At 62.0% G+C, this 11,237-nt stretch carries 12 protein-coding genes; 10 read left to right on the forward strand and 2 right to left on the reverse strand.

All coding sequences use genetic code 11. The features are described 5' to 3' along the window. Positions 1-417 precede the first annotated feature (417 nt). On the forward strand, positions 418-1,113 hold the full coding sequence (locus AC1Y2B_RS22630) for a helix-turn-helix transcriptional regulator (protein ID WP_482255392.1): 696 nt from the start codon (positions 418-420) through the stop codon (positions 1,111-1,113). Positions 1,114-1,455: 342 nt separating this feature from the next. Then, positions 1,456-2,292: a hypothetical protein gene (locus AC1Y2B_RS22635; protein WP_482255393.1), complete on the forward strand. Its 837-nt coding sequence runs from the start codon at positions 1,456-1,458 to the stop codon at positions 2,290-2,292. An 86-nt stretch (positions 2,293-2,378) separates the two neighbouring features. Here the strand turns inward: AC1Y2B_RS22635 and AC1Y2B_RS22640 are convergent, their stop codons facing one another. After that, entirely contained in the window at positions 2,379-3,413 is a 1,035-nt protein-coding gene (locus AC1Y2B_RS22640; RefSeq protein ID WP_482255394.1) for a LacI family DNA-binding transcriptional regulator, read from the reverse strand. Positions 3,414-3,713: 300 nt separating this feature from the next. On the opposite strand from AC1Y2B_RS22640, the gene AC1Y2B_RS22645 reads away from it, so the two are divergent. The 8 genes from AC1Y2B_RS22645 to iolG all read left to right on the forward strand — a co-directional run bounded on the left by AC1Y2B_RS22645 (position 3,714) and on the right by iolG (position 10,714). After that, positions 3,714-4,727, forward strand: coding sequence for a sterol desaturase family protein (locus tag AC1Y2B_RS22645; RefSeq protein ID WP_482255395.1), 1,014 nt, complete (start codon positions 3,714-3,716; stop codon positions 4,725-4,727). Positions 4,728-4,850: 123 nt separating this feature from the next. Further along, positions 4,851-5,816: a substrate-binding domain-containing protein gene (locus AC1Y2B_RS22650; RefSeq protein ID WP_482255396.1), complete on the forward strand. Its 966-nt coding sequence runs from the start codon at positions 4,851-4,853 to the stop codon at positions 5,814-5,816. Positions 5,817-5,873: 57 nt separating this feature from the next. Then, positions 5,874-6,881, forward strand: coding sequence for an ABC transporter permease (locus AC1Y2B_RS22655; protein WP_482255397.1), 1,008 nt, complete (start codon positions 5,874-5,876; stop codon positions 6,879-6,881). Next, positions 6,881-7,699 carry an ATP-binding cassette domain-containing protein gene (locus AC1Y2B_RS22660; protein WP_482255398.1) on the forward strand — a complete coding sequence of 273 codons (819 nt, stop codon included), beginning with the start codon at positions 6,881-6,883 and terminating at the stop codon, positions 7,697-7,699. Before AC1Y2B_RS22655 ends, AC1Y2B_RS22660 begins: the two co-directional genes overlap by 1 nt. A gap of 98 nt (positions 7,700-7,797) precedes the next feature. Further along, positions 7,798-8,109: a MocE family 2Fe-2S type ferredoxin gene (locus AC1Y2B_RS22665; protein WP_482255399.1), complete on the forward strand. Its 312-nt coding sequence runs from the start codon at positions 7,798-7,800 to the stop codon at positions 8,107-8,109. Position 8,110: 1 nt separating this feature from the next. Then, positions 8,111-8,884 carry a TIM barrel protein gene (locus AC1Y2B_RS22670; protein WP_482255400.1) on the forward strand — a complete coding sequence of 258 codons (774 nt, stop codon included), beginning with the start codon at positions 8,111-8,113 and terminating at the stop codon, positions 8,882-8,884. A 2-nt stretch (positions 8,885-8,886) separates the two neighbouring features. After that, positions 8,887-9,696 (forward strand): 3-methyl-2-oxobutanoate hydroxymethyltransferase, encoded by an 810-nt coding sequence (locus tag AC1Y2B_RS22675; protein ID WP_482255401.1) that lies wholly within the window; start codon positions 8,887-8,889, stop codon positions 9,694-9,696. A gap of 16 nt (positions 9,697-9,712) precedes the next feature. Then, positions 9,713-10,714 carry an inositol 2-dehydrogenase gene (iolG, locus tag AC1Y2B_RS22680; RefSeq protein WP_482255402.1) on the forward strand — a complete coding sequence of 334 codons (1,002 nt, stop codon included), beginning with the start codon at positions 9,713-9,715 and terminating at the stop codon, positions 10,712-10,714. A 91-nt stretch (positions 10,715-10,805) separates the two neighbouring features. On the opposite strand, the gene AC1Y2B_RS22685 is transcribed toward iolG, so the two are convergent. Beyond that, a partial coding sequence (locus AC1Y2B_RS22685) for a helix-turn-helix domain-containing protein (protein WP_482255403.1) occupies positions 10,806-11,237 on the reverse strand: 432 nt, incomplete at its 5' end.

The raw sequence follows: 11,237 nt of genomic DNA on the forward strand, positions 1-11,237 counted from the left end.
CGTACCGAACCCGGCGGCGATCCCGGTGCCGGTGGTCGAGGCAAAGGCCGCATCGGCCATGGCAACGAAAGCCCCCGCAAGGAGGATCTTGGCAAGTGTTGAGGTGGTCAAAATGAAGCTCCCGAACTGTTGGAGCCCGCCTGAAACCACGGCCAGATTCGCCGCACAACGGAGGACCGGCAAGGGTGACATCGAAAGTTTTCCCGAACGGGAAGTTGAAAAAATCTTTCGTGTCGTTTCCCTCAATGGTTGTTGAGAAAAATGGCATTTTGCGACGGCCAGAGGTGTCGGAGTCGCGAAATGACCCCTTGCCGTTTTTCGAATCCCTGCCTAAACGCCGCCGCCCATCGGGGCAGCCCATTCGGGAACCTGATGAAGAAACCCTGTGAACACACTGAAATTGTGAAGATTACCGCCTTGAATCAGAAGAAGACACCCCTCCCCTTCGTCCCCCTCACGACCATGATCGCCCGCGCGCCGGGCTTTGCCCGACATGATCTCCGCATCAGCCAGATTGCAACCGCCGGTTATGTTCTGGCCCTCCAACTGAACGAATTCTGCCGCCCGGAACTGGCTTATTCCTCCTTTCCCCGCGCCTGGTTCGAGCACTACACGGCGATGGATTTCCTGCTTCTGGACCCGGTTCTGGAATGGGCTGCTGCCAACTGCGGTGCGGCCCGCTGGTCTGAGATAGCCGGGCCCTCGACCCCAGCAAAATCGCTGCGGGTGCTGGAGCATGCGGCCACCTACAACCTCCGATTCGGTGTGATTCTGTCGACGAAGAATCAGATGATCGGGCTTAAGCGGTGCTTCCTCTCCTGCGCCCGACCGGACCGCGAATTCACCGATGACGAGATCCGCGAACTCGACGAGCACTTCCATGACGCCTTGTCGCTGCGCTCCCTGACTAGCGACCTGACTCCGGCCTGCCGCGAGGTGATGAACATGCTGGCCATCGGCATGTCCCAGATCGACATCGCGCTGCATCTCGGCATCAGCCGGGAATCGGTCAAGAAGCGGATCGAACGCGCCCGCAAGACATTGGGTGCCCGCAACGCCTCCCATGCCCTCGCCATGGCCGTCGAGGGAAGCATCGTCAGCGCCTACGGCTGACAAAGTTAAAGCGGTTGGATGCCAATTCTCATGGCCGCGTCACCCTGAGAGCCAAGACCAGATCCGAAGGGAAACAAGCAGCTTTTCGGCCCTGATCAGCGACGCCCAAAATCACTCCCCGTGGCAGCCACAGCCGCCACGGATAACTCGTCACACCCCGGATTCCAAACCCCATCCACAAAGAGAAACGACGCCGAACCAAAGGTCCGACGCCGCACTAAGTCCCTCGTAGCTCAGGGAATTTAGCGCGAGCCTCAGAGAGCTTCAACCCGCAAAACAACTTGCGGGCATGATTTTCTGCTGCCTGACGGTTGGACGTCCTCACAGGAAAGGACTGCCCCCATGGACCTCACCTCCGGTGCCATTCTCCGACTCATCATCGCCACCCCCCTCTCCGTCACGGCCCACAAACTGGCCACCATTATCCTCGATGGCACCTCCTGGAAGGACGGCTACAACGGGCTGGAGCGCGGCACCGCCGCCTTTACCCTCACCCATCTGATCGATCTCATGGGAATTTCACGACAGCACATGAGCACGCTCCTCGGCGAACTAGATGCCTCGGGTTTGGGCCTTGAGCGCTCCAAGCCAGGTGGCAAGTTCGCGCCCTGGATATTCCGTTGGGTGCCTGTGGATAACTCGGAGGCTGGCAACAAGGACACGTCAAGCCCGAGCGAAACGTCTCTTTTATTGGAGTCTCATAACAAAACTGTCTTCATCGGAATGATCGAAATTGGGGTAGATGACGACCCGAAGCGCAAGGTCTGGCTGGACTTGATCAAGGCAGCAAAGCGCTCCCTGCCCTGCTGGAATATTGAGGCCAAGACGATTTGGGAGCGATTCCTCGCGTTCAACCGCGCCAAAGGAAACAAGTCTGTGCCGGCAGGATTCCTATTGGGCTTCATGCGGAAATGGCGACTGGTACCAGGAGCGCAGGCTCAAGCGCCAGAACCGGTCGACGCCATCGCAGACGAAAAGGTCCTCCGCGCGCAGGAAATGGCGCGGCATGCGCCGATCAAGAACCGGGCATTCCACCAGCAGGATCTCGAACGACTAATCGGTGTTGCGGCCTATCAGAGCCGAATTGTCGGGATGGCTGAGAAGCTCGGGCTTGGTCGCTTCACCGCCGCACTGGCCGTCCATGGGGAAGCCGTCAGGTTGGGTGAAATTGTCCCGTGAGAAGACAGCTCTAGGTCGCTGTCCGTCGCCGGGAAGTAGTGATCGGCCCTCATCGGTCGCTCGGTTCACTCGTTCAAGCGGCTGCTTCAGATGTTCTCGCGGGTATAGAAATGGAATGGCACGATGCGTGTGTGGTTGATGCCATCGTTTGGCGACCGCGTTGCCTTGAGCATGCCCTTGATCAGTTCCTCAGCCAATTGCCGCAGCGGGTGGGCGATGACCACCTTCAGCGTCCCATCCAGAAGTCCCGCCCTCGTGCTGTCCATCAGATCATAGCCCACCACGACCAATTCTTGCGCCCGGCCCGACGCCCGCAGCGCGGTCATCGCGCCGGTGATGCCACCACCCGACACGAACAGCGACGTCAGGTCGGGGTGCTGGGTCAGCAGTTTTTCCGTCATCTCCTCGGCCACGGCACTGGACTCGAAGGTCGACAGCGGCTCCAGTAGGGTGAAATCCGGGGCGTGTTCGCGGAAATAGGAGCGGAAGCCGCTCTCGTTCATCTCCTGGTTGCGATAGCGCGGGTTGCCCATCAGGATGCCGATCTTGCCGGGTTTCTTGCAAAGACCCTCGATCGCCCAGGCCGAGGTGCGGCCGACCTTCCAGTTGTCCAGACCCACGTAATGCACCAGACCTGCCGCCGAAAGCTGGCCGATGAAGGCAAAGACCGGAAGGCCGCGGGCCTGCAGCGTCTCAACCGCTTGCGTGACAACGGGATGCACCGCCGTGGTGATGCAGATCGAATCGCATTCGGCCCCCAAGGCCAGCGCACGGGCAGCGGTGTTCTGCGGCGAAAGATCGTCCAGGAACTCGATCCGCACGTCAATCTCGACGCCCGTGTCGGCGGCGGCGGCGGCGGCCTCGCGTATGGCGGCGGCGACGAGTTGATAGAATTGCCGGTGCGGTTGCAGAAGAAGGAAGCCAAAGCGCATCCGCTGGCGACTGGCCGCGACTTTGGCCTGTATGGTGCCAAGTCCATAGAAACCAATGCGTTCCGCCGCTTCTTGCACCAGATTGCGCGTCTGGGCGCGCACATTCCCGGCCCCAGCCAGCACGCGGTTCACCGTTGCGACAGAGACGCCAGCGGCTTCGGCAAGATCGGGGATCGTTGGGCGGGTCATGTGGATTGATCTCATTTCATATCAGATTTCGCCCCAATTTTGATATGATGAGACGAAATTTCCTGCGACACAACATCGCATCTTGATTCGAGCAACGTCAAGCTGGCATGTTCCGCCCTGTGACGAGGCGCCTCGGTCCAAGGGTCGAGGTCTGCGTCGGGGGAAATCTGAAGACAGGTCAAAGCGCCACCGCGCCGGAGTAGTTCCGGCGTCTCTGTGGTCATGCCCGCCGCTTTCTGCGGCGGCGTCCAAAGACCTGTCCGCATGGGAAACGGCGGCTTGGCCGGGGTGAGGGACGGAATGGACGATCTGAAATTCGGCACACGCAACAAGCGGGGCGATTGGGCACCAAGCGCCCCGCTGGAGATTGCTTCCGGCTGGGTCTGGCCCTTCAACCCGTTGAAATTCGTGCAGTTCGTCATCGGCTATGTCTGGCCGTGGAACGCCTTCCACATGGCGACGGCGCTGCTGTACTGGTTCTACGTGATCCCGGATCAGGCCACGCTGCAAACCCTGTCCTGGGGCTGGCCGCTGTGGCTTTATGCGGTGAACGCGGCGGCGATCTTTGTGCTTTATGGCGGGGTTGAGCTGTTCTGGTACGTCAAGCGCAAGCAGGGCACCCGGTTCAAATACAACGGCAAGTTCCCCGGCGACCAACCTTCGGACGTGTTCTGGTTCAAAAGCCAGAACATCGACAACTTTCTGCGGTCGTTCTTCATCTCGATCCCGCTGTGGACGCTGGTGCAGGTGATCTTCCTGCATGCCTTCGCCAAAGGATACGTCCCGTGGCTGGAATGGGCGCAGAACCCGGTCTGGCTGACGGTTCTGGTCTTTCTGTGCCCCGCGATCCACGAGGTGCACTTCTTCTGCATCCACCGCCTGATCCACACCGATTTCCTCTATAAACACGTCCATTCAGTCCACCACAACTCGGTCAACCCCTCGCCTTGGTCGTCCTTGTCGATGCATCCGGTGGAAGGGTTCCTGTACCACGCTGTCGCCCTCTGGCATCTGGTCATCCCGTCCAATCCGATCATCGCCCTGTTCCAGCTGCACATCGCAGGCTTCGGCGCGCTGAACGGCCATATCGGCTTTGACAAGTTGGAGATCACCGAGGACATGCCCTTGGACAGCCACGCCTATGCCCATTACCTGCACCACAAGTATTTCGAGGTGAACTACGGCGGCGACGGCCTGATCCCGCTCGATAAGTGGTTCGGCTATTGGCACGACGGCACCAAGGAAGCCGAGGCCCTGATGGATGCCCGCTTCCAGAAGAAGAAAGCCCGGCTGAACGCCAAGGCCAACACCTGAGACATCAAGATCGGTTCGCGCCCTGCTGGAGACGGGACGCGGCTGCTGGGTTGCCTGGAACCGGGCGCCTTCACCTGAAACCAAGGTTTCAAAACGCCGCAAGGCAAATGGGAGGAGACTGCAATGAAACTCGTGAAGACCCTGATGAAGGCAACCGCCGTGATGGCCCTGATGGCCACCACCGCGAGTGCCGCTGACATCGCCGTGATCGGCGGCTCGAATGACGACGCCTTCTGGAACATCATCAAGAAGGGCATCGACGATGCGACCCCGGCTGTTGTGGCCAACGGCGGTTCGGTCAACTACCTGCGTCTGGTGAACTACGACAACTTCGCCCCGGATGTCGTGCAACTGATCCAGACCGCGATCAGCCAAAAGGTTGACGGCCTGGTGATCCCGGATTGGGTGACCGATGCCGAAGACCCGGCGATCAAGCAGGCCGTTGCGGCTGGCATCAAGGTTATCCTGATGAACGCGGGCGGCGCTGACAAGGCGCGCGAACTGGGCGCGATCAACTATGTCGGCTCCGATGAATATGTTGCGGGCCAAGCCGGTGGCACCTATTTCGGCACCCATGGCCAGAAGAACGTCCTCTGCATCAACACCCTGCCCGGCACCGCCAACATCGAAGCGCGCTGCAAGGGCGTGATCGACGGCATCACCGCCGCCGGAGGCAAGGGCGCGCAACTGCCGCTGCCCTCGACCTCGTTCGGCGACCCGACGGCTGTGGCCGAGGCGATCAAGGCCGAGATGATCAAGGATGACACCATCGACGGCATCATCACAATCTCTGCCGGCGACGCCGACAGCGCCTCCGTCGCCATCGAGCAGGCTGGCAAGACCGGCAAGACCATGCTGGGGACGTTCGACCTCAACCAGGCCGGGCTGGACCGCATCAAGGGCGGCACGCAGCTGTTTGCCATCGACCAGCAGCCCTACCTGCAATCCTACCTGGCCGTGAGCCTGCTGGCTTCCGCCATCGACTTCGGCACAGCACTGCCGACCTTCCCCGTGCTGACCGGCCCGGGCATCGTGGACGCCTCCAACATCGACGCCACGCTGGCTGGCGTGTCGAAGGGCGCCCGCTAAGCCTGTCTCGGCCCGCCAGTCCGCTGGCGGGCCTTTCCAAACTCTCGGGGGAGCCCCATGAACAGCAATTCCGCATTGGGTGGCTTGTTGCGCCGTCCTGAAGCCGGGGCCTTCCTTGGCCTGATAGCCGTCCTCGCCTTCTTTGGCGTGTTCGGCGGACTGACCTTTCTGCAACCCGCCGGCATGGCCAGCTGGATGAACGTGGCCGCCAACCTTGGCGTCATCGCCATTCCGGTCGGACTGCTGATGATCGCGGGAGAGCTGGACATTTCCGTCGGCGCGATGGTGCCCTTTGGGGCCATGACCGTCGCCGTGATCTCGGGCCATTACGGCCTGAGTATCTGGGTGGGCATCGCTGTGACGCTGAGTTTTGGCGTGCTGATCGGCCTTTTGAACGGTTATCTGGTCATCAAAACCGCCGTCCCCTCGTTGATCGTCACGCTGGGCAGCCTTTTCGCCGTGCAAGGCGTGGTTCTGGGCTTGACGGTGCTGATCACCAAATCGACCAGCGTGGCGCTGAAGGTCGAGGGCCCCGCCAAGGCGATCTTCGGAGATTTCGTCTTTGGTGGCCAGGTGCAGGCCATGGTCCTGTGGTGGTTGGTCATCGCTGTCGCCTACATCTACTTCGTCCACTTCTCGCGCTTTGGAAACTGGATCTTCGCCATGGGCGGCGACAAGGTTTCTGCCCGCAATGCAGGCATCCCGACTGAACGAATGACGATCATCCTGTTCGTCCTCTCCTCCACCTCGGCCGCCTTTGTGGGGATGTGTCAGGCGATGCTGTACAACTCGGCTCAGGTGGCGGGCGGCCAAAGCTTCATCTTCAACGCCATCATTTCCGTGGTGGTGGGCGGCGTCCTGCTGACCGGCGGTTTCGGGTCGATCATCGGCATCTTCTTCGGCACGATCACCTTCGCCATCGTCAACCAAGGCATCTACTACACCAACTTCGACCGCAACTGGTCTTCGCTGATCATCGGGGTGCTGCTGCTGGTGGCCGTTCTGATGAACAACACCTTCCGCAAGATGGCGCTGTCCTATGCGCCCAAGAAGGGGGCCAAGTGATGGGCGAGACGATCCTTTCCTTGCGGAACATCAACAAGTCTTTCGGCCCGATCGACGTGCTGCACGACATCAGCCTTGAGGTGAAGGCGGGCGAGGTTCTGTGTCTTCTGGGCGACAACGGGGCAGGCAAGTCCACGGTGATCCGGCTTCTGTCGGGTGTTCACAAGCCGACTTCTGGCGAGATGGTGATGGATGGCAAACCGGTCCACTTCCGCAACCCGCGAGAGGCTGCCGATCATGGCATCGCCACCGTTCACCAGTTCGGCGGCACCTTTCCCTTGATGTCCATCGGGCGGTCCTTCTTCGTGGGCCGAGAGCCAACCCGCTGGTTTGGCCCGCTGAAGATCTACGACCGCAAGAAGGCCAATGAGATCGCGGTGAAGGCCGTGCAGAACTTCGGCATCACGCGCATCGACGACGGCGACCGTCTGGTCGGCGGCCTGTCGGGCGGCGAACGGCAGGCGCTGGCGATTGCGCGGGCCGTCCACTTCGGCGCACGTGTGCTGATCCTCGATGAACCCACCGCTGCTTTGGGTGTGAAGCAAGCCACCCACGTCCTGCGCATCGTCAACGAGGCCAAGCGGCGCGGTCTGGCCGTGATCTTCATCACCCACCAGGTCATGCACGCCATGGCCGTGGGCGACCATTTTGCGGTGCTGATCCGCGGCGCTGTCGCGGCTGACTTCCGCAAGGGTGAAAAGACCCGCGAGGAAATCACCGACCTGATGGCCGGCGGCGCCTCGATGGCCAGCCTTGAAGCCGAGATCGAAACCTACATGACCACCCACGACGGCCACCCGCCGCAGGTGGCGCACTGACCTCCCCGCCTGCCACCGGGCTCCACCCGGGGTGGGCAAACAGCAAGCCGGGCCGGGCTCTCCTCCGGCCCGGCTGACCTGACAATAAAGGCTATCACATGGCAACCTGGACCCGCGCCTGTGCGACAGGCGATATCGAGCTTGAAGACCTGATCCGCTTTGACCACGGCGCGCAGACCTTCTGCATCTACCGTTCCCCGGACGACACCTTTCACGCCACCGATGGCCATTGCAGCCACGAGAAGGTGCATCTGGCCGACGGCTTGGTGATGGATTTCACCGTCGAATGCCCGAAGCACAATGGCGTCTTCGACTACCGCAGCGGAGAGGCCAAGCGCGCCCCGGCTTGCGTCAATCTGCGCTCCTATCCCGTCAAGGTCGAAGACGGCCAAGTTTACATCGAGGTCTGACATGAGCTTCCAACTCGCCGCCTGCGCCGAAATGCTGTGGCGCGACCGCCCGATCGCGTGGCGCGCCTCCCGCCTGAAGGAAATGGGCTTCGGCGTCGGCCTGTGGAACTGGCCCGCTTGGGACTTGGGCAGGCTGGAGAAGACCGGGGCCACCTTCACCATCATGAACGGCTATCTTGAGGGCCGCCTGACGGATGCCGAGGGCTGTGCGATGCTGCTGGCCTCCGCCGCCGAGACGGCCAAGGTCGGCAAGCGGTTGGGGGTGCATCGCCTGAACCTGCACGGCACCGGGCTTGGCGACATGGGCATCCCGATCCCGAAAATCGGCGCTTTCGCCCCCGGCATGGAACAACGCGCCCGTGACACGCTGCATCGCATCTGCGACTTGGCCGAGGCCTCGGGGCAGGTCTTCACGCTGGAAAACCTCAACCCCATCGACCATCCCGGCTGCCCCTTCGGCAGCACGTCGGCGGTGCTTGGACTGGTGAGCGCCGTCAACCGCCCGCAACTGCGTATCAACCTTGACCTCTACCACACGCAAATCGGCGAGGGTGACTTGATCCGCTGGTGCGAAGCCTGCCTGCCGTGGGTTGGCGAGGTGCAGGTGGCCGACAATCCGGGCCGCTGTGAGCCGGGCACCGGGGAAATCAACTACGCGGGCGTTGCCAAGGCCCTGACAAAGTTGGGTTATTCCGGCCCCGTGGGCATGGAGGCCTTCGCCCAAGGCGAGGAAGACGCCGCTCTCGAAGCCTTCCGTTCAGCCTTCACGGTGTAATCATGGTCCAGTTCCACAACCGCCCCAACGTCGCCGACATCCGCGCCATGAAGGCGCGCGGCGAGAAAATCTCGATGCTGTACGTCACCACGCTGGAGGAGGCCGCCGCCGCCGATGCGGCGGGCATCCACATGCTGTCCATCGAAAGCCGCTTCTTTTCCCCCGAAATGCGCGAGGCTGCAGGCCGCTGTTTTGTGCAGGTGGGCCTGCCCTTTGGCCCCTATGGCGGCCTCGCCACAGCGGAAGACTACCTCCGAGCGGCCTTCAAATATACCGCGATGGGGGGCGACTGCTTCTATTGTGCGGCGTCCTTGGACATCCAGAAGACCCTGTGCGACAACCACGTGCCCATCGTCGCCCATGTTGGCCTGATCCCCAGCTACATCACCTGGACCGGCTGGCGCGCCGTGGGCAAAACCGCGCCCGAGGCCCGCGCGGTCTGGGACCACGTCAAGCAGTTGGAGGCCATCGGTTGCTTTGGTGCCGAGCTGGAGGTCGTGCCAGACCGTCTGGGCGAGATGATCAGCCGTAACACACCGATGATCATGCTGGGCATGGGCGCGGGGCCGGGGGCGGACGCGCAATACCTCTTTGCCGAGGACGTGCTGGGCTGCACCTCCGGCCACAAGCCCCGCCACGCCAAGACCTATCGCAACTTCGCCGCCGAATATGCACGCCTGCAGGCCGAACGGGTTGCGGCGTTCAAAGAGTTCATCGCGGACGTCAACACCGGCGCCTATCCGCAACCGCAGCACAACGTCCCCATGCAGGATGCTGAATTCGACGCTTTCAAGGCCGGTCTCGGCCTCTAACCCTCAAGGAAATCCCATGCTGAATGTAGCCCTTCTTGGCGCTGGCCGTATCGCCGGAGTCCATGCCACCGCCATCTCGACCAACCCCGGCAGCCGTCTTGTCGCCGTGTCCGACATCAATGCTGAGGCTGCGGGCAAACTGGCCGCAGCCTATGGCGCCGAAGCGCGCACGACCGATGCGATCCTGGCCGATGCCGCAATCAACGCCGTGCTGATCGCCACCTCGACCGATACCCATTCCGACCTGATCGAGCGTGCCACCGCCGCTGGCAAGTCAGTCCTGTGCGAAAAGCCGGTCGATCTGTCGCTGGCCCGCGCACAGGCCTGTCAGAAGGTCGTGGCGCAAAACGGCCGCCCGGTGATGATCGGCTTTAACCGCCGCTTTGACCCGAACTTCGCCGCGCTGAAGTCCGCGCTGGACAAGGGCGAGATCGGCAAGCCGGAACTGCTGTCGATCACCTCGTTCGACCCGGCCCCGCCGCCGGTGGCTTACATCAAGGTCTCGGGTGGCCTGTTTCGCGACATGATGATCCATGACTTCGACATGGCGAATTTCTTGATGGGCGGGGCTCCGGCGACGGTCTCGGCAGTCGGCTCTTCGATCGTTGACCCGGCCATCGGCCAAGCGGGCGATGTCGACACCGCGGTGGTCACGCTGACCTATGCCGACGGTCGGATTGCCGTCATCAAGAACTCCCGCCGGGCGGTCTATGGCTATGACCAGCGGGTGGAACTGCTGGGGTCCGAAGGGCTGCTGCAGGCGGGAAACATGTTGGAAAGCACCGTGGTGAAATCGACCACTGCGGGCGTGACCGGGGCCAAGCCGACCTATTTCTTCCTCGAACGCTATATGCCCGCCTACAAGGCAGAATGGGCCGCTTTCGTCACCGCCGTCAATGCTGGTTCCCCTTTGCCCGTGACGCTGGCCGATGGCGTGGCGGCTCTCGCCATGGCCGAAGCAGCAGCACTTTCCCTGCAGTCTGGCACAACGGTGCATCTGCAGAACCTTTTGACCTGAACGCCAGTCACAGCGGTCGTTCAAGCCTTGAACTTGAACGACCGCTCACCGCCCCTTGCGACGATGAGGCAGATGATTTCGGGAACAGAATTCAAATTGCCGCACGCCACATGCGGAACCGCCCCTGACCCGTGACCTCACGGACCAGCCCTTGGTCTTGCATCCACGTCATGTTCCGTTGCACAGCGGCGCGGCTGACGCCAGTTATCTGCTCGGCCATAGGTGCCGAGACCATGGGCCACTCCACGAACACCGCCCGAAGTAACTCTGGCGTCCGGCCCGACAAAGGGGACATGACAGTCCCTGCCTTGGCCGACCATGCTGCGATTTCGTCCAGATGGCGCATGGCCGTCAGGATCGCACTCTCCATTCCATCGAGCCAACGCAGCAGGCGAACCTCGGGCGGCCCCCCCGCTCGAAGGCCTCCGGCTCCACCCATGGCCAGCGGGGCAAACACGGCGGCTGTTCCTTCAGAAGCGGCGATGCGGCTGGCAGTCACCGCAGCCTCAATGCGATCTCCGCT

It is taken from the genome of Stagnihabitans sp., assembly GCF_964946895.1.

What these genes read in the sequence shown, in the direction of transcription:
- AC1Y2B_RS22635 (WP_482255393.1), top strand. Translation starts at nt 1,456, where the DNA reads ATGGACCTCACCTCCGGTGCCATTCTCCGACTCATCATCGCCACCCCC.
- AC1Y2B_RS22640 (WP_482255394.1), bottom strand. Translation starts at nt 3,413, where the DNA reads ATGACCCGCCCAACGATCCCCGATCTTGCCGAAGCCGCTGGCGTCTCT.
- AC1Y2B_RS22645 (WP_482255395.1), top strand. Translation starts at nt 3,714, where the DNA reads ATGGACGATCTGAAATTCGGCACACGCAACAAGCGGGGCGATTGGGCA.
- AC1Y2B_RS22650 (WP_482255396.1), top strand. Translation starts at nt 4,851, where the DNA reads ATGAAACTCGTGAAGACCCTGATGAAGGCAACCGCCGTGATGGCCCTG.
- AC1Y2B_RS22655 (WP_482255397.1), top strand. Translation starts at nt 5,874, where the DNA reads ATGAACAGCAATTCCGCATTGGGTGGCTTGTTGCGCCGTCCTGAAGCC.
- AC1Y2B_RS22660 (WP_482255398.1), top strand. Translation starts at nt 6,881, where the DNA reads ATGGGCGAGACGATCCTTTCCTTGCGGAACATCAACAAGTCTTTCGGC.
- AC1Y2B_RS22665 (WP_482255399.1), top strand. Translation starts at nt 7,798, where the DNA reads ATGGCAACCTGGACCCGCGCCTGTGCGACAGGCGATATCGAGCTTGAA.
- AC1Y2B_RS22670 (WP_482255400.1), top strand. Translation starts at nt 8,111, where the DNA reads ATGAGCTTCCAACTCGCCGCCTGCGCCGAAATGCTGTGGCGCGACCGC.
- AC1Y2B_RS22675 (WP_482255401.1), top strand. Translation starts at nt 8,887, where the DNA reads ATGGTCCAGTTCCACAACCGCCCCAACGTCGCCGACATCCGCGCCATG.
- iolG (WP_482255402.1), top strand. Translation starts at nt 9,713, where the DNA reads ATGCTGAATGTAGCCCTTCTTGGCGCTGGCCGTATCGCCGGAGTCCAT.